At 70.0% G+C, this 16652-nt stretch carries 23 protein-coding genes and 1 tRNA gene; 14 read left to right on the top strand and 10 right to left on the bottom strand.

The window, feature by feature from the left end; translation table 11 throughout:
* Positions 1-65 precede the first annotated feature (65 nt).
* From folE to QLH51_RS13375, 3 genes are all read left to right on the top strand, one after another.
* On the top strand, positions 66-689 hold the full coding sequence (folE, locus tag QLH51_RS13385) for a GTP cyclohydrolase I FolE (RefSeq protein WP_125660085.1): 624 nt from the start codon (positions 66-68) through the stop codon (positions 687-689).
* 35 nt (positions 690-724) lie between these two features.
* Positions 725-1282, top strand: a complete 558-nt coding sequence (locus QLH51_RS13380; protein WP_125660082.1) for a hypothetical protein — start codon at positions 725-727, stop codon at positions 1280-1282.
* 46 nt (positions 1283-1328) lie between these two features.
* Positions 1329-1405, top strand: a tRNA-Arg gene (locus QLH51_RS13375).
* A gap of 579 nt (positions 1406-1984) precedes the next feature.
* Here the strand turns inward: QLH51_RS13375 and QLH51_RS13370 are convergent.
* Genes QLH51_RS13370 through QLH51_RS13355 form a run of 4 tightly spaced genes read right to left on the bottom strand, consistent with a single transcriptional unit; the run spans position 1985 to position 4252 of the window.
* Positions 1985-2413 carry a DUF1178 family protein gene (locus tag QLH51_RS13370; protein WP_125660079.1) on the bottom strand — a complete coding sequence of 143 codons (429 nt, stop codon included), beginning with the start codon at positions 2411-2413 and terminating at the stop codon, positions 1985-1987.
* Positions 2410-3234 (bottom strand): carbon-nitrogen hydrolase family protein, encoded by an 825-nt coding sequence (locus tag QLH51_RS13365; RefSeq protein WP_125660076.1) that lies wholly within the window; start codon positions 3232-3234, stop codon positions 2410-2412. Before QLH51_RS13365 ends, QLH51_RS13370 begins: the two co-directional genes overlap by 4 nt.
* Complete coding sequence (gene grxC, locus QLH51_RS13360; RefSeq protein ID WP_125660073.1) at positions 3231-3488, bottom strand: glutaredoxin 3; 258 nt, start codon at positions 3486-3488, stop codon at positions 3231-3233. Before grxC ends, QLH51_RS13365 begins: the two co-directional genes overlap by 4 nt.
* A 32-nt stretch (positions 3489-3520) precedes the next feature.
* Positions 3521-4252 (bottom strand): ComF family protein, encoded by a 732-nt coding sequence (locus QLH51_RS13355; protein WP_125660071.1) that lies wholly within the window; start codon positions 4250-4252, stop codon positions 3521-3523.
* 43 nt (positions 4253-4295) lie between these two features.
* Between QLH51_RS13355 and QLH51_RS13350 the strand changes: the two genes are divergently transcribed.
* Positions 4296-5126: a class I SAM-dependent methyltransferase gene (locus tag QLH51_RS13350; protein WP_125660068.1), complete on the top strand. Its 831-nt coding sequence runs from the start codon at positions 4296-4298 to the stop codon at positions 5124-5126.
* Here QLH51_RS13350 and QLH51_RS13345 read toward each other — a convergent pair.
* Positions 5119-5508, bottom strand: a complete 390-nt coding sequence (locus QLH51_RS13345) for a (deoxy)nucleoside triphosphate pyrophosphohydrolase (protein WP_206429159.1) — start codon at positions 5506-5508, stop codon at positions 5119-5121. The genes QLH51_RS13350 and QLH51_RS13345 overlap by 8 nt on opposite strands.
* 84 nt (positions 5509-5592) lie before the next feature.
* Here QLH51_RS13345 and QLH51_RS13340 point away from each other — a divergent pair, with 84 nt between their 5' ends.
* Both QLH51_RS13340 and QLH51_RS13335 read left to right on the top strand, forming a co-directional pair.
* On the top strand, positions 5593-5784 hold the full coding sequence (locus QLH51_RS13340) for a Flp family type IVb pilin (protein ID WP_125660065.1): 192 nt from the start codon (positions 5593-5595) through the stop codon (positions 5782-5784).
* A 132-nt stretch (positions 5785-5916) separates the two neighbouring features.
* Positions 5917-6084: a Flp family type IVb pilin gene (locus QLH51_RS13335; protein ID WP_125660062.1), complete on the top strand. Its 168-nt coding sequence runs from the start codon at positions 5917-5919 to the stop codon at positions 6082-6084.
* A gap of 59 nt (positions 6085-6143) precedes the next feature.
* On the opposite strand, the gene QLH51_RS13330 is transcribed toward QLH51_RS13335, so the two are convergent.
* Genes QLH51_RS13330 through QLH51_RS13315 form a run of 4 tightly spaced genes read right to left on the bottom strand, consistent with a single transcriptional unit; the run spans position 6144 to position 9946 of the window.
* A complete protein-coding gene (locus tag QLH51_RS13330) occupies positions 6144-7091 on the bottom strand; it encodes an acetyl-CoA carboxylase carboxyltransferase subunit alpha (protein WP_125660059.1) in 948 nt (315 codons plus the stop codon).
* Positions 7092-7102: 11 nt separating this feature from the next.
* Entirely contained in the window at positions 7103-8014 is a 912-nt protein-coding gene (locus QLH51_RS13325) for a tyrosine-type recombinase/integrase (RefSeq protein ID WP_206429158.1), read from the bottom strand.
* An 8-nt stretch (positions 8015-8022) separates the two neighbouring features.
* Positions 8023-9828, bottom strand: coding sequence for a hypothetical protein (locus tag QLH51_RS13320; RefSeq protein WP_125660053.1), 1806 nt, complete (start codon positions 9826-9828; stop codon positions 8023-8025).
* On the bottom strand, positions 9809-9946 hold the full coding sequence (locus QLH51_RS13315; protein WP_164516190.1) for a hypothetical protein: 138 nt from the start codon (positions 9944-9946) through the stop codon (positions 9809-9811). The genes QLH51_RS13320 and QLH51_RS13315 overlap by 20 nt, the downstream gene beginning before the upstream one ends.
* Positions 9947-10040: 94 nt before the next feature.
* Here QLH51_RS13315 and QLH51_RS13310 point away from each other — a divergent pair, with 94 nt between their 5' ends.
* From QLH51_RS13310 to QLH51_RS13300, 3 genes are read left to right on the top strand one after another with little or no spacing between them, the layout of a single operon-like run.
* Positions 10041-10592 carry a shikimate kinase gene (locus QLH51_RS13310; RefSeq protein ID WP_125660050.1) on the top strand — a complete coding sequence of 184 codons (552 nt, stop codon included), beginning with the start codon at positions 10041-10043 and terminating at the stop codon, positions 10590-10592.
* Complete coding sequence (gene aroB / locus QLH51_RS13305; RefSeq protein WP_125660047.1) at positions 10589-11689, top strand: 3-dehydroquinate synthase; 1101 nt, start codon at positions 10589-10591, stop codon at positions 11687-11689. Before QLH51_RS13310 ends, aroB begins: the two co-directional genes overlap by 4 nt.
* Positions 11689-11838, top strand: a complete 150-nt coding sequence (locus tag QLH51_RS13300; protein ID WP_125660044.1) for a DUF2256 domain-containing protein — start codon at positions 11689-11691, stop codon at positions 11836-11838. The genes aroB and QLH51_RS13300 overlap by 1 nt, the downstream gene beginning before the upstream one ends.
* On the opposite strand, the gene QLH51_RS13295 is transcribed toward QLH51_RS13300, so the two are convergent.
* On the bottom strand, positions 11835-12248 hold the full coding sequence (locus QLH51_RS13295; RefSeq protein ID WP_125660041.1) for a hypothetical protein: 414 nt from the start codon (positions 12246-12248) through the stop codon (positions 11835-11837). The two genes, QLH51_RS13300 and QLH51_RS13295, sit on opposite strands and share 4 nt — an antisense overlap.
* Positions 12249-12358: 110 nt before the next feature.
* Here QLH51_RS13295 and QLH51_RS13290 point away from each other — a divergent pair, with 110 nt between their 5' ends.
* The 5 genes from QLH51_RS13290 (at position 12359) to QLH51_RS13270 (ending at position 16624) form a co-directional block, all read left to right on the top strand.
* Positions 12359-12943: an anthranilate synthase component II gene (locus QLH51_RS13290; RefSeq protein ID WP_125660038.1), complete on the top strand. Its 585-nt coding sequence runs from the start codon at positions 12359-12361 to the stop codon at positions 12941-12943.
* Positions 12940-13932, top strand: coding sequence for an anthranilate phosphoribosyltransferase (gene trpD, locus QLH51_RS13285; RefSeq protein ID WP_125660035.1), 993 nt, complete (start codon positions 12940-12942; stop codon positions 13930-13932). Before QLH51_RS13290 ends, trpD begins: the two co-directional genes overlap by 4 nt.
* A complete protein-coding gene (gene trpC / locus QLH51_RS13280; RefSeq protein ID WP_125660032.1) occupies positions 13929-14705 on the top strand; it encodes an indole-3-glycerol phosphate synthase TrpC in 777 nt (258 codons plus the stop codon). Before trpD ends, trpC begins: the two co-directional genes overlap by 4 nt.
* On the top strand, positions 14702-15172 hold the full coding sequence (gene moaC / locus QLH51_RS13275; protein WP_125660029.1) for a cyclic pyranopterin monophosphate synthase MoaC: 471 nt from the start codon (positions 14702-14704) through the stop codon (positions 15170-15172). Before trpC ends, moaC begins: the two co-directional genes overlap by 4 nt.
* Positions 15173-15445: 273 nt before the next feature.
* Positions 15446-16624, top strand: a complete 1179-nt coding sequence (locus QLH51_RS13270) for a molybdopterin molybdotransferase MoeA (protein ID WP_125660027.1) — start codon at positions 15446-15448, stop codon at positions 16622-16624.
* Positions 16625-16652 lie beyond the last annotated feature (28 nt).

Below are 16652 nucleotides of genomic sequence, written 5' to 3'. Positions count from 1 at the left end.
GCTCCGCTACAGCGGGCAGAGCCGGCATGCTGTATCGGATCGAAGATCGGGAATGGACCAGCAGGATGTGTGACGCGAACGACGATGCCGATGGCGGCGAACTGGTCGGCCCCGCCCCCAAGATTCCGGTGCCCGACGACGTCGCCGCCGCGATCCGCACGCTGATCCGCTGGACCGGCGACGATCCCGACCGCGAAGGGTTGCTCGACACGCCGCTGCGCGTCGCGCGGGCGTGGAAGGAATATACGCAGGGCTATGCCGAGGATCCGGCCTATCACCTCGAACGGGTGTTCGAGGAAGTCGGCGGCTATGACGAGATTGTGCTGCTGCGCGACATTCCGTTCCAGTCGCATTGCGAGCATCACATGGCGCCGATCGTGGGCAAGGCGCACATCGCCTATCTGCCGCAGGACCATGTCGTCGGCATTTCCAAGCTGGCGCGGGTGCTGCACGGCTATGCACGGCGGCTGCAGGTGCAGGAACGGCTGACGGCGGAAGTCGCCGACTGCATCTGGAACGGCCTCAAGCCGCGCGGAGTTGCGGTAGTGATCGAGGCGACGCATGGCTGCATGACCTCGCGCGGGGTGCGCACGCCCGGCGTCACCATGACGACCAGCCGGATGATGGGCGTGTTCCGCGACGACGAACGCAGCCGCAAGGAAGTGCTGGCGCTGATCGGGCGCGGCTGACGGAACGGCGATCGGCGGCCGGGCGTTTTACGGCCATGACACGCCGCCTCGCCTGCATCGCCGCCGCCACGCTGTCGCTTGCCGCCTGCTCGGCCGACCCGCCGGCCAATGCGACCGACGCGCAGGCGGCGACCCCGGTCGGATCGATCGGCGGCGTCGATCCGGGGGCCAACCCGCAGCGGCCCGTCGCCTCGACCCGCGGCCTGCCCGACACCCCCGCGCCGCACGCCGCCCCCGAACTGCTGCCGATGGTCCGCGCCGACTTCGCCGACAAGAATCTGCTGGGATCGGGCTGCACCTTTCACGCGACCGCGGGCGGGCCGGTGCTGCTGCTGGTGCGGGACGAAGGCGACGGGCTGGTCCATTTCAACAAGGCGAAACGCCGCATCACCGCCGCCACGCCGGGACGCGAGGCGGTGCAGACGGGCGGCATCCTGGCCGGCGACAAGGTGGCCTTCACGATCGACCATCCGGCGGGTCCGGGGCAGCAGGCGTCGACATCGACCCGGGCGTGGCCGGCGACGCTGACGATGCGCACCGACGACGGCGGCGAGCGCGTCTATCGCGACGGTCGCTGGGAATGTGGCAGCTGATCGGCGGCATTGCCTAAGCGCGCGCGCGCTTATACAGCGCTGCCATGGCCTCGTAGCTCAGCTGGACAGAGCGCCGCTTTCCTAAAGCGGGCGTCGGGGGTTCGAGTCCCTCCGAGGCCACCAGCTTTCCTGCCGCAGTTCGTCGGTCGACGATCGGCACGTTAGAGTTTGATCCATCCGAATGGAACCGTCACCCCAGCGAAGGCTGGGGTCTCCATCGGCTTCTGCTGCGCGCTACCACCGGGAGATCCCAGCCTTCGCTGGGATGACGCCCGTTTCAACAGGGATGGATCAAACACCTAGCCCCTTCCACCACCGTTCGATTCGAGCAGCTTAGAGCCTGTCGAGAAGAGGGTCGGGTGAACCATGCCCCGCTTGGGTATCCGGATTGTCCGGGGGACAATCCGACCCGCCCCTCGTCGAGAACGCGGTTATTTGGGGCAACCCCTTCACGACTTCGGTTCTCGACAGGCTCGAATCTGCGCTCGAAGCAAACGGGTGGGGGGCCGCACCAATCGCCGTCCCGGCGAAGGCTGACATCTCTCGGTGAGGGCGCGGGCAAAACGCGGCTTGCGGCCCAGCTTTCGCTCGAAGGCCGATCGACATTTACATCCCATCGTCACCCCGGACCTGTTCCGGGGTGACGAGAATAGTGGCTCCGTAAGCCCGGGACGACACTGGATAGCTGAATGTCATCAGGCTTTAATTCGCCCGCTCCGGCGGCACCACCGGCAGCGGCAGCGGCGCGATCGTTACGCCTTCCTCGACCAGTGCCTTCGCTTCCTCGCGGGTCGCCTGGCCATGGATCGGCGCCACGTCCGCTTCCCCCACGTGCATCGCGCGTGCGCGATCGGCAAAGGCGCGGCCGACCCATTCGCTGCCCGACAGCGCCTGCTGCTGCGCCCTGGCGAGCGCCGCCAGCGCCGCCTTCATCGCCCCGGGCGGCGGACCCGCCGGGCGATCGCCCTTCGCCGCGATGTTCGGTGCCATCACCGCCTTGTCGATCCGCGCGTCGTCGCACATCGGGCAGCGGATCAGGCCGCGTTCGCGCTGTTCGCCATAGGCGTCGCTGGAGGCGAACCACGCCTCGAACACATGCGTATTGCCACAGCGCAGATCGAACACGATCACGCGATACGCTCGACCGGCGGGATGGCACGGCGATGGTCGAGCACCGGAATACGCGCGCGCACCGTATCGACCTGCGCCGGATCGATGTCGACATAGCCGATGCCCGCCCCCTCGCCCATGTCGAGCAGAACCTTGCCCCACGGATCGATCACCAGCGAATGGCCATAGGTCGTGCGGCCGTCCTGATGGGTGCCGGTCTGCGCCGCCGCCACGACGAACGCTCCCGCCTCGATCGCGCGCGCCCGCAGCAGGACGTGCCAATGCGCCTGCCCCGTCGGCACGGTGAAGGCCGCCGGCACCGACAGGATCGTCGCCCCGGCATCGCTCATCGCGCGGAACAGGTCGGCGAAGCGCAGGTCGTAGCAGATCGACAGGCCGAGCTTGCCCGCCGGGGTCGTCACCACGCAGGCGCGTTCGCCCGGCGCATAGCTCGCCGATTCGCGCCAGCTCTCGCCGCCGGGCAGCGTCACGTCGAACAGGTGCAGCTTGTCATAGGTTGCGCGGATGCAGCCACCGTCGTCGATCACATAGCCGCGATTGGCGAGCCGGCCATCGTCGCGCCGCACCGCCAGCGATCCGAGATGCACCCAGACGCCGGTCCGCGCCGTCGTATCGCATACCGCGCGCAACACGCGATCGCCAGCTTCGGTCGCGATCGATCCCGCTGCCCGTTCGCGGTCGCGATCGATCAGTCCGGACATTTCGGGCGTGAACAGCATCGCCGCGCCCGCCGCCGCCGCCCGTTCGATCGCGTCCACCAGCACCGCGGCATTGGCATCCGGATCGATACCGGCAGTCATCTGGAGCAGCGCGAGCTTCATGCGCCCAGCAGCGCGTCCAGCCTGCCGTCGCGTTCCAGCGCGGCGAGATCGTCCGATCCGCCGACATGCGCATCACCGATGAAGATCTGCGGCACCGTGGTGCGGCCATTGGCACGGCCCAGCATCTCCTGCCGCTTTGGCCCGCCCATGGTGATGTCGATCTCGTCATAGGCCGCGCCCTTGTCGTCCAGCAGCCGTTTGGCGCGGGTGCAATAGGGGCAGAACGCCTTGGTATAGATGGTGATGTTTGCCATGCCAGTGCAGTTGTGGTCGCCGTGCGCCCTTGTCAATCGTCCGTCCCGACGACCCGCGCCCAGCACAGGACGGATACCTGCACCGCCCCTGCCGCGCGCAACGCCCTGGCGCATGCCTGCGCCGTCGCGCCACTGGTATGGACGTCATCGACCAGCACGATCGACTGCCCGATGATCCGCGCCGGATCGGTCACGGCGAACGCACCGCGCACCGCCTGTGCCCGGCGACGTCCGTCCAGCCCGCGCAGCGGCGGGGTGGGCCGCGTCCGGCGCAGCGCGTCGCGTGCCACCGGGACGCCGGACAGCCGCCCCAGTTCGGCGGCGATCAACTGCGCCTGGTTGTAGCCGCGCGTCCAGATCCGCCGCCGGTGCAGCGGCACGGGAATCAGGCACGTCGCGTCCGCCGCCAGATGGCGCACCATCAGCCGCGCCATCGTCCGCGCCAGCGCCAGCCGCCCGCCATATTTCAGCTTCAGCGCGACATCGCGCGCGACCGGGCCATAGGCGACCGCCGCCCGCACCCCGTCATGCCCCGGCGGCCGCATGAGGCACGTCGCGCAGCACGTCCCCGGCCCCGCATCGACCGCGAACGGCACGCCGCACCGCGCGCACGCCGGATCGCCCAGAAAGCGCAGCCCCGACCAGCATGTCGCGCAGAACCGGTGATCCGCCTCCACCACCAACCCGCACCCCGGACAGCGCGGCGGCAGCGCCAGCGCGACGAGCTGGGCCAGGGCGGCGGCGGGGACGGCGAGCGGGCGCATCGCGCCCTTGTCGCCGCGCCCGCCACCCGGCACAAGGCGGCGCGTGACCGCCCCCGACCTTTTCGCCCGCCAGCGCCGCCGCCTCCACCGCGACCGCGCTGCCACCGATTTCGCCCGCGCCGACTTCCTCCACCGCTACATGCTGGAGGGGATCGAGGAGCGGCTGCATGCCGTCACCCGCAGCTTCTCCGACGTGCTCGACCTCGGCTGCGCCGACGCCGCCTTCACCCCGCCGCCCGGCACCCGCGTCGCGCGCTTCGACCCCGGCTTCGCCTTTGCGCGGGGCGCGCACGGGGTGCAGGGGGACGAGGACCGGCTGCCCTTCGCCGACGGGGCGTTCGACTTGGTCGTGTCGGTCGGCGTGCTCGACAGCGTCAACGACCTGCCCGGCGCGCTGACGCTGATCCGGCGGACGCTGCGCCCCGACGGGCTGTTCCTCGCGGCCTTTACCGGCGGGCGGACGCTGGCAACGCTGCGCCAGTCGTTGCTCGCCGCCGAACCCGACCGCCCGGCGGCCCGGGTCCATCCGCAGATCGACCTGCGCTCGGCCGGCGACCTGCTGGTGCGCGCCGGCTTCGCGCTGCCGGTCGCCGATTCGGAAACGCTGAGCGTGCGCTATGCCGGGCTCGGGCGGCTGGTCGACGACCTGCGCGGCATGGGCGCGACCGGCCTGCTCGAACCCGCGCCGCTCGGCCGAACCGGCCTGATGGCGACCGCGGCGGCCTTTGCGGAGCGCGCCGACGCCGATGGGCGGACGACCGAACAGTTCGAGGTGATCTACCTCACCGGCTGGGCCCCCGCGCCCAGCCAGCCGCAACCGGCGAGACGCGGCAGCGCCACCGCCTCGCTCGCCGACACGCTGCGCCCTAGATAAGGGTCTCCAGCAGTCCGATCAGCGGGCGGTCTGCGGGCGGCATCGGCAGCGCGTGGAGCTGCACCGGCCGCAGCCATTGCAGCGCGGTCGCATGGCGCGCCTGCGGGATGCCGTTCCATTTGCGCAGCGCGTACAGCAGCAGCAACAGGTGCCGGTCGCCCAGCCCTTCGCTGGCGAACGCCGCGGGTGCGAGGCAGCTGTGATCGACCACGATCCCCAGTTCCTCGTCCAGCTCGCGGATCAGCGCGGCCTCCGGCGTTTCGCCCGGTTCCACCTTGCCGCCGGGAAACTCCCATAGCCCGGCCATCGCCGTGCCCGGCGGGCGTTGCTGCACCAGGACGCGACCGTCGCGATCGACCAGCGCGGCGGCGGTAACCAGCAATATGCGGGATGGGGGAATCGACACTTTCTTAACCTCAACCGGCCTAGGAATTGCCCACGGAGTTTCGCGGGGAGTCAGGCCGTCATGCGTTCGCTTGTGCGGGTCTTCCGCAGCCTCTGGCAAGATCGGCGCGGCGCGACGGCGGTCGAATACGGCATGATCCTGGCACTGGTGGTCCTGGCGGTCATGACCGGTATCGCCGCCCTCGGCAAGACCACCAGCGACCTGTGGAACGGGGTCACCGCGAATGTAACGCAACATACCCCACGCGGTTAACCATCAAAGTGAAGTCCCTCGTGTTCCTTTAAACCTTTATCAACCGCGCCGATCGTACCCTCTTCGAGCCGACCGGAATTTTGTTCCGTAACGCCGGGAATAATTGAAGCACGCAGAACCATGGAGCGAATTATGCAGAAGATCCGTACCTTCCTGAAGAACAGCAAGGGCGCCACCGCGATCGAATACGGCCTGATCGCCGCGCTGATCGCCGTCGCCGCCATCGCCGCGATGCAGGGCCTGGGCAACCAGCTGAAGACCACCTTCGGCAACGTCACGTCGAACATGAAGGCTTCGTAAGCCTTCACTACGCCGAACAGGAAGGGCGGGGGGACTTCGGTTCCGCCGCCCTTTTCGCGTTACAGCCGCCCCATTGCGAGAAACTTCTTGCGCCGCGCCTGCCGCAGCCCGGCCGCATCCTGCGCCGCCAGTTCGGTCAGTTCGCCATCGATCGCATCGCCCAGCGCGGCGATCGCCGCCGCCGGATCACGGTGCGCTGCGCCCAGCGGCTCGGCGACGATCCGGTCGATCACGCCCAGCGTCTTCAGGTCCTGCGCGGTCACCCGCATCGCCTCGGCCGCTTCAGGTGCCTTGTCGGCGGTGCGCCACAGGATCGATGCGCAGCCTTCGGGCGAGATCACCGAATACACGGCGTGTTCCATCATCAGCACCCGGTTGCCCGCCGCCAGCGCGATCGCGCCGCCCGATCCGCCTTCGCCGAGGATCGCCGACACCATCGGCACGCCGAGGTTCAGCGCCGCCTCGGTCGATCGCGCGATCGCTTCGGCCTGTCCACGCTCCTCGGCCTGGATACCGGGAAACGCACCCGACGTATCGACCAGCGTCACCACCGGCAGGGCGAAGCGGTCGGCCAGCTGCATCAGGCGGATCGCCTTGCGATAGCCCTCTGGCTTGCCCATGCCGAAATTGTGGCGCAGCCGCGTGGCGGTGTCGTCGCCCTTTTCATGGCCGATCACCACGACCTTGCGCCCGCGAAACCGGCCGATCCCGCCGAGGATCGCCTGATCGTCGGCAAAGGCGCGGTCACCGCCCAGCGGCATGAAATCCTCGACCAGCGCGGCGACATAATGCCTGAAATGCGGCCGTTCGGGATGGCGCGCGACCTGCGTCTTCTGCCACGGGGTCAGCTTCGCATAGGTTTCGCGCAGCAGCCGGTCGGACTTGGTCTGCAACCGCCCGATCTCGGTCGCGATGTCCAGCTCGCCATCGGCGGCGGTATCGCGCAGTTCGTCGATCCGCGCCTGCAGTTCGGCGATGGGTTTTTCGAAATCAAGGAAGGTAGCCATGGTTCCGCGCCCTATGGCCGTGTCCGTCCGGCGTCAATCAGCGGGTGGCGTTCGTTGACCAGCCGTACCAGTCGCGACGCATCGACATGGGTATAGATTTCGGTGGTCGCGATATCGGCATGGCCCAGCATCGCCTGCAACGCGCGCAGGTCGGCCCCGCCCTCCAGCAGATGCGTGGCAAAGGCGTGGCGCAGGACGTGCGGGCTGATCCGGTCGGGCGCGATCCCCGCCTCGCCCGCCAGCGCGCGGACGATCTGGTACAACCGCATCCGGCCGAGGTGCTTCTGTCCCGACGGGAACAGCCACGCGCTGTCCGCGGGGACGTGCGCCCGCCACCGCGCGACGGCGGCACGGGCACGATCGGACAGCGGCACCATCCGCTCGCGCCCGCCCTTGCCCTTCAGGATCAGGTACGGCCGGTCGGACGCGATCGCCGCGCGGGGCAGCGACACCAGCTCGGTCGCACGCAGTCCCGATCCGTACAGCAGCTCGAACAGCGCGGACAGGCGCAGGTCGTTGCGGTCGGGCGGCACCCGCGCGATCCGCGCGTCGATCGCGGCGAACATCGCATCGATATCGCCGCTCGACAGCGTCCTGGGCAGCGGGCGCGACGTACCCGGCCGGGGCAGCGCCGCGCCCGGATCGTCGCCGCGCAGCCCCTCCTCCGCCAGAAACGCGAAGAACCGCCGCAGCGCCGCGCCCTTGCGCGCGACGGTCGACTTGGCGAAATCCTGCCACCCGTCGGCCAGCCGCCCGATCGCCGCGGCATCCGCCGTTGCCAGCCGCCCGCACAGCGCCTGCGACGCGAGCGACAGGTCGGTGCGATAGGCGGCGATGGTGTTGCGCGCCGCCCCCGCCTCCGCCGCCATCATCTCCAGAAAGCGGTCGATCAGGTCCCGGTCGGTGCCGGGGCCAGTCGCCACGGGAGACGTCACGACCGGGCGAGCGCCTCGGCCGCGATCATCCGCGCCTCGCCCTCGCGCCCCGCCGCGCGCAGCGCCGCGACGATGTGGAACAGCGCCTCGGCCGGCACCCCGCGCCAGTCGCGCGTCTGCATGCCGCTCGCCGCCAGCAGCAGCACCGTGCCGCCCTCGCCGTTCACGCCCGCGCGGTCGATCGCGTCCGTCCACGGATTGCGCGCGCCGACCGCGACGTTCAGCTCGCGCGCCATGCCCGCCACCTGGTCGCGCGGCAGCCGGCCGAGCCCGGCAAGCGCCGCGAACAGCAGCTGGCCCTTGCGGGCATTCTGCCCGGCATAGTCCGACACCGCGCCCGCCGCGACCGACCGGCCCATCGGGTCGGCGACCGCCAGCATCGCCCAGCCATCGCTGCCGACCGGCACGATCCCGCGCCAGCGCAGCGCCGGCAGGTCGAGGCCCGCGCTCAGCATGGACGCGATCAACTGGTCGGCATCGCCCGCATGGGTCGCGACCGGCGCGATCATCGCCGCGGCGCGCGCGGTCAGCACCCGCCGGGCATAGCCGGACGGCGTGGTGATCGCCGGTTCCCAGAACTGGCGCAGCATCGCCAGCCGGTCGGTATCGTTGCCGGTAAAGGCGGTACGCAGGTCGGTCGCCAGCGCGCCCTGCTTGCTGGTCGCGTCCTCGTCGCTGCCCAGTTGCGCGTACAGGTCGACCAGCGCCTCGCTCGACACCACGCCCTGCGCCGCCGCCAGATCGGCATCGGCCAGCCGGACGCCCGGCGCGAATTGCGGTGCGGTCGCGTGCCAGTAGCGGACCTGCGGCCCGACCCCGCCGAACAGGGCGGCGGGCACCGGCGTCGCACTGGCGGCGGCCATGCCGTATCGCCATGCGGTCAGCCGGTCGATGCCGTCCCATTCGATCGTCGCGGCGCGGCGTCCGGCCGAACCCTTGCCGACCAGCTTCTCGGCCAGCGCCACGTCGATCGCACCGCCACCCGGCGCGGCACGACGGGCCTGATCGACGATCCGCCCGGCCTCGCGCGCCTTGCCCGACAGGCCGAGGCAGATGGCGTTGGCCAGGCGCCAGCCGCGTTCGTTCGACTGTGCCATCGCCGGGGTGACCAGCGGGCACAGCCCGGCGGGATCACCGGTCGCCAGCATCGCCTGCATCGCGATCTGGAACAGTTTCGGCGTATAATTCTCGATATCGACCGACTGGACCAGCGCGCGCGCCGAAGCCGCCTCGCCCATCCGCACCAGCAGCCATGCCCGCTCCGCGGCATAATCCGCACCGTCGACCCCGCTCGGCGTCATGACATCCGACACCAGCGCGCGGCGCAGTCCGATCGATACCCAACGCGACGCGACCGGCGCGTCGAGCGAGCGCATCACCCGTTCCAGCCACGGTCCGTCGGCGGTCCCGAACGCGTCGTTGCCGAATGCGCCGCCCTGCCCGGCGATGCCGATGCTGGCGGTCGAGCGGCGGGCGTAGTCGGGCAGCTCATATTGCCGCAGCGCCTCCGGGCTGATCGCGACCGGCGTCGCCGATGCGGTCGGCGTCGGGGTCGGCACCGCGCCCGGCACGCCCGGCAGCGGCTGGACGATCGGCGCCGACGGCGCGAAACCCGGCGCGCCGGTCGACGGCGCCGCTGCGGTCGGCCGCGGCGTCGGCGTGGGGGCCGGCACCGGCGCATCGCCGAACCCCGGCGGCAGCAGCGATTCGGGCACGTCCTGTCCGATCGCCGGCACGCCGGCCGCGATCAGCGCGGCGGCGGCGATCCCGATGCGCAACCGGTCAGTTGGCGAGGTTTTCAAGCGAGACCGCCTTTTCGATCTGGGTCGGCTGCTGCTCGGTCGAACGCCCCGCCAGCAGGAACAGTCCCGCGACCAGCGCGACTACGACGACGAGGAGGATGACAAGCGAACGCGACATGGATCAAAACGTCCCGGTACTGAAGGATCGACAAAAAAAGACGGCGACGCGCCTTTTGCCCGATCGGCGGGGCGGCTGTATAGCCCCTCGCGCAATGCTGCAAATTCAGGACTCCCTTCCCCCTTCCCCGCCCCGCTGGACCGGCCGGCCGATCGTGCTCGTCGGATTGATGGGCGTCGGCAAATCCACCGTCGGCCGCCGGCTGGCGCAGCGGATGAAGCTCGACTTCGTCGATGCCGACAACGAGATCGAACATGCCGCCGGCATGACCATCGCCGAAATCTTCGAACGCTTCGGCGAGGATCATTTCCGCGACGGCGAGCGCCGCGTGATCGCCCGGCTGATCGACGGCACGCCAAAGATCATCGCGACCGGCGGCGGCGCGTTCATGCAGTCCGACACCCGCGACCTGATCCTCGGACAGGCGCTGGCGATCTGGCTCGACGCCTCGCCCGACGTGCTCGCCGAACGCGTCCGCCGCCGCGACACCCGCCCGCTGCTGCGCGGCAAGGACCCGCGCAAGGTGCTGGGCGACCTCGCCCGCATCCGCAATCCGGTCTATGCGCTTGCCCCGATCCACGTCGTCAGCCAGCACGCGCCGCACGACGCCACCGTTTCCGCCATCCTGAAAGCCATCGGCCAATGACCGTCATTCCCGTCGCGCTTGGCGACCGCAGCTACGACATCGTGATCGAGGATGGCGTGCTGGCGCGCGCCGCCGACCATCTCGGCCCCATTGCACGCGGCCGGCGGATGGTGATCGTAGCCGATGCGCAGGTGCCGATGCACCTCGCCACGCTGCGCACGTCGCTCACCGCCGCCGGCATCGCCAGCGAGGCGATCGAGATTCCGGCGGGCGAGGGATCGAAGGGCTGGGCCACGCTCGAACGGCTGCTCGATTCGCTGCTGGCGCTGGGCGTCGAGCGCAGCGACCATATCGTGGCGCTCGGCGGCGGGGTGATCGGCGATCTCGTCGGCTTCGCCGCCGCGATCCTCAAGCGTGGCTGCGGCTTCGTCCAGATACCGACGACGCTGCTGGCGCAGGTCGATTCGTCGGTCGGCGGCAAGACCGGGATCAACACCCGCGCCGGCAAGAACCTCGTCGGTGCGTTCCACCAGCCCGCTTTGGTGCTGATCGATCCGACGACGCTCGACACGCTGCCGCCCCGCGAAGTGCGCGCGGGCTATGCCGAGGTCGTGAAATACGGGCTGATCGACGATCCCGATTTCTTCGCATGGTGCGAATCGAACGGCACGGCGCTGCTGCTCGGCGATCCGCTGGCGCGGACCCATGCCATCGCCCGCTCGGTCGGGGCGAAGGCCCGCATCGTCGGCGCCGACGAGCGCGAGACGACGGGCACCCGTGCGCTCCTCAACCTCGGCCACACCTTCGGCCACGCGCTGGAGGCCGAGGCCGGGTTCGACGGATCGCTGCTGCACGGCGAAGGGGTCGCGGCCGGCATGGCGCTCGCCTTCGCCTATAGCGCCGAACAGGGGCTGTGCCGTGCCGAGGATGCCGCCCGCGTCGCCGCACACCTGCGCGCCGCAGGGCTGCCCGACGGTCTCGCCGCCGCAGGCATCACCGCCTCGGGCGACACACTGGTCGGCCACATGCTCCACGACAAGAAGCGCGAGGGCGGCACGCTGCCCTTCCTGCTCGCCCGAGGCATCGGCCAGACCTATCTCGACCGCTCGGTCGATCTGGGCAGCGTCGCCGCTTTCCTCGACCGCTGCCCGCGCTGATGCCGCAAGGGATCGCCAAGCGCGACCTGCCGACCAGGACCTGCCCGGTCTGCCAGCGCCCGTTCGCTTGGCGCAAGAAATGGGCGCGCGACTGGGACAAGGTCGTCTATTGCTCGGATCGCTGCCGCCGGACGGGCAAGCCCGACTAGCGCGCGCCGGGAATGTCGCTGTTCATCTGCTGCTGCTGACGCCGTTCGGCGAACCACTGGCGCAGCATCGCCTGGGTACAGCCGCTCTGGCCGTTCATCCCGATCGCCGAACAGCTGTTGGGCCGCGTCGCCCGCGCCGCCTCCATCGCCACGTCCGCGCGCTGCGCCCAGCTCGAATCGGCCGAGGCCTGCGACGGCGGATCGCGGAACCGCTTGGGGATGCGATAGCGTTCGTTTTCGCCCAGCCGCGCGCACACCACGATTTCGTCGTTGCTGGCGGGCCTGGGGCAGGCTTCCTCGCCATAGACGGTCGCGTTGCGCACCCGTTGCGGCGGATCGGCCGGCGTTTCCTGCGCCGCTACCGGTCCCGCGATCGCCAGTGCCAGTCCCGCCAAAACCCAACGCGCCATCGGTACATCTCCCTCACACGCCCACTAACCGACCCGATCGATGAGCGCAGGCTGAACGCGCAAGGCTTTCCTGTCGTTGCACCGCGCCCGCAGGACGCTATGGCGGTGCCATGATCCTCGTCATCGACAATTACGACAGCTTCACCTGGAACCTCGTCCACTATCTGATGGAACTGGGCGTCGAGGTGCGGGTCGAGCGCAACGATGCCATGACCGCCGCCGACGCGCTTGCCAGCGATGCGCAGGGGTTCCTGATCTCGCCCGGCCCCTGCACCCCGACGGAGGCCGGCATCTCGCTCGACCTCGTCGCCGCCTGTGCGCAGGTGCAGCGCCCGCTGCTCGGCGTCTGCCTCGGCCATCAGGCGATCGGCCAGCATTTCGGGGGAAAGGTCGTGCGCGGCGGGCTGATGCACGGCAAGACCTGTCCGGTCGATCATGACGGCACCGGCCTGTTCGCCGGGCTGCCCTCGCCCTTCACCGCCACGCGCTATCATTCGCTGATCGTCACCGACGTGCCCGACTGCCTCGTGGTCAACGCGACCGCCTCCGATGCCAGCGTCATGGGCTTTCGCCACCGCGACCTGCCGATCCACGGCGTGCAGTTCCACCCCGAAAGCATCGCCACCGAACACGGCCATGCGATGCTCGCCAATTTCCTCAAGAGCGCCGGGATCGCGGCGACGGTGCCGGCATGACCGTCGCCACGCTGCTGCCCGATCCGTCGAGCCCGCTCAGCCACCAGAGCGCGGCAGAGGCGTTCGCCGCGATCCTCGACGGCACGGTGTCCGACGACGCCATCGCCACCTTCCTCACCGACCTTGCCCTGCGCGGCGAAACCAGCATCGAGATCGCCGAGGCAGCCCGCGCGCTGCGCCACCGCATGATCCCGATCGATGCGCCGGAGGGCGCGATCGACGTCTGCGGCACCGGGGGCGACGGCCACCACACCCTCAACGTCTCGACCGCCGTCAGCCTCGTCGTCGCCGCCGCCGGGGTGCCCGTCGCCAAGCACGGCAACCGCGCCGCCTCCAGCAAGGCGGGTGCCGCCGACACGCTCGAAGCGCTCGGGCTCGACATGGGCGTCGCCGGGGCGATGGCGCAATCGACGCTGGCCGATCTCGGCATCGCCTTCCTCTTCGCCGCCAACCACCATCCGGCGATGCGCCGCATCACCCCGATCCGCCAGCGCATCGGCCGGCGTACCATCTTCAACCTGATGGGACCGCTCGCCAATCCGGCGCGCACCACCCGCCAGCTGATCGGCATCGCCCGCCCCGACTATGCGACCGTCTATGCCGAGGCGATGGAACTGCTCGGCGCCGAAACCGCGCTGATCGTGTCGGGCGAAGAGGGGCTGGACGAGATTTCCGGCGCCGGTCCGACCATCGTCGTGCCCGTCGGCATGACCATGGCCGACCGCATCGTGCCCGAGGATGCCGGCCTGCCCCGCCATCCGATCAGCGCGATCCGCGGCGGCGATGCCGCGCACAACGCCGCGGCGCTCCGCGCGCTGCTGAAGGGCGAGCGCGGACCGTATCGCGACGCCGTCCTGCTCAATGCCGCCGCGGCACTGCTGATCGCCGATACCGCCACCGACCTGACCGACGGCGCCGAGCGTGCCGCCGAGGTCATCGATTCGGGCGCTGCCGATCGGCTGCTCGACCAATGGATCGCCTATTCATGACGATGCTCGACACCATCCTCGCCACCAAGCGCAGCGAAGTCGCCGCCCGCCGGACCCGCGCCAGCGTCGCCGACCTCGACGCGCGCGCGACCGAACGCACGGCCCCGCGCGGCTTTCGCGCAGCGCTCGACGCGATGCCCGGCCATGCGCTGATCGCCGAGATCAAGAAGGCCAGCCCGTCCAAGGGGCTGATCCGCCCCGATTTCGATCCGCCCGCCCACGCCCGCGCCTATGCCGCGGGCGGTGCCGCCTGCCTCTCCGTCCTGACCGATATCGACTATTTCCAAGGGGCCGACGACTATCTCGTCGCCGCCCGCGCCGTCTGCGACCTGCCGGTGCTGCGCAAGGACTTCAACGTCGATCCGTGGCAGGTGGCCGAAGCCCGTTCGCTCGGCGCCGACGCCATCCTCATCATCGTCGCCGCACTGTCCGACGTGCAGATGGCCGAGATCGAGGCGGCGGCGATCGAACGCGGCATGGACGTGCTCGTCGAGGTCCACGACCGCGCCGAACTCGACCGCGCACTGGCGCTCCGCTCGCGGCTGATCGGGGTAAACAACCGCAATCTCAAGGACTTCTCGGTCAGTTTTGACCGGACCTATGAACTGGTCGGCCATGCCCCTGCCGGCTGCACCTTCGTCGCCGAAAGCGGGCTGACGTCGCGCACCGATCTCGATGCGATGGCACGGCATGGCGTCCGCTGCTTCCTGATCGGCGAAGCGCTGATGCGCCACGACGATGTCGAGGCAGCGACGCGGGCGATGATCGGATGACGCTCACCCATCTCGACGCCGACGGCAGCGCGCACATGGTCGATATCGGCGGGAAGATCGCAACCCGCCGCCTCGCCATCGCCACCGGCCGGATCACCATGTCGCCGCAGGCACTGGCCGCGATCCGCGACGGGCTGGTCAGGAAGGGCGACGTCCTCGCCGTCGCACGCGTCGCCGGCATCATGGCCGCCAAGCGCACCAGCGACCTGATCCCGTTGTGCCACCCGCTCCCGCTGACCAGGGCATCGATCGACTTCGCGTTCGAGGACGGGGCGATCCGCGTGACCGCCACCGCTGCGACCGACGGCAAGACCGGGGTGGAAATGGAAGCGTTGACAGCAGCTTCCACCGCACTCCTGACGATCTATGACATGGCAAAGGCGATCGACAAGGCAATGGTTATCGACGGCATCTGCGTAGTCGAGAAGCAGGGCGGCAAGTCTGGCGACTGGGTGCGGGATGATTGAAGCGTCGGGAAAGACCCGCAACACTTCCCGTTCCACATCGTCCCCCCGGCCTTGATCGAGACCTCTGCAAAAGCCCTCGATCCGTACCCCGGCGAAGGCCGGGGTCCAGTTGGAGGGCATTGGCAAGATACGGAAAAGCTTTTCCAACTGGACCCCGGCCTTCGCCGGGGTACGGCGAGGCGTTGGCTCTGTTCGAGACTTTCGCAGAGGTCTCGATTAGATCCGCGGAAGAAGCGCGGCAAACCGTGATCGCGAACCACCGAGGACCCACCCATGTCCCTGCTCCCCGTCGCCGAAGCCCAGACCCGCGTCCTCTCGCTTGCCCGCCCCGCGCCCGCGGAAACCCTCCCCATCGCCGATACCATCGGCCGCTACGCCGCGGCCGACATCGTCGCCCGCCGCACCCAGCCCGCCCGGCCGCTCTCGGCGATGGACGGCTACGCGATCCGCTTCGACGACCTGCCCGGACCGTGGAACGTGATCGGCGAAAGCGCGGCGGGTGCCTCCTTCCCCGGCACGGTCGCCCCGGGGCAGGCGACCCGCATCTTCACCGGCGCGGCGATGCCGACCGGCACCGACTGCGTGCTGGTGCAGGAGGAAGCGACCCGCGACGGTGCCCGGCTGTCGCTCGCCGGAGAAGGCCCGGTGCGTGGCGGCAATGTCCGCCGCGCCGGCCTCGACTTCCGCGCAGGAGAATTGCTGATCGCCGCGGGGGAGCGCATCACCCCGGCCCGCGCGGCGCTGGCCGCCATCGCCGGCCACGGCGCGCTGCCGGTCGGCCGCCGCGTTCGCGTCGCGATTGCCGCCACGGGTGACGAACTGGTCCCCGCCGGACAGGCCATCGGCGACGACCAGCTCCCCGAAACCAACGGGCTGATGCTCGCCGGCCTGCTCGCCGATCTGCCGGTCGAGCGCATCGATCTCGGCATCCTGCCCGACCGGATGGATGCGCTGGTCGATGCCTTTACGGCGGTCGATTGCGACCTGCTGGTCACCACGGGGGGCGCGTCGGTCGGCGATCACGACCTCGTCCGCCCGGCACTAGTCGCGGCGGGCGGCACGCTCGATTTCTGGCGGATCGCGCTGCGGCCGGGCAAGCCGATGCTGTCCGGCCGGCTGCGCGATGCCGCGGTGCTCGGCCTGCCGGGCAATCCGGTGTCGTCGTACATCACGGCGCTGCTGTTCGTCCGCCCGCTGGTCGCGCGACTCGCCGGCGCCGCCGACCCGTTGCCGCGCACCGTCCGCGCGACGCTCGCCCATCCGCTGCCCGCCAACGGCGCACGGCAGGACTATCTGCGCGCGACGCTGGTCGACGGACAGGCATCGACCGCCGCGATCCAAGACAGCTCGATGCTGCGCACCCTCGCCCGGTCGGACTGCCTGATCGTGCGCCCGCCACATGCCCCGGCGGCCGACACCGGCGACTCGGCGGAAATCCTGCAACTCGCTTGACGGCAAGAAAATCGTTTCCTATTAGTTC

Origin of the sequence: Sphingomonas sp. 2R-10 (assembly GCF_030062225.1) — a bacterium.
GTDB lineage: Bacteria > Pseudomonadota > Alphaproteobacteria > Sphingomonadales > Sphingomonadaceae > Sphingomonas.
Note: the sequence above shows the minus strand (reverse complement) of the source record. Positions and strands in the feature narration are given on the sequence as shown.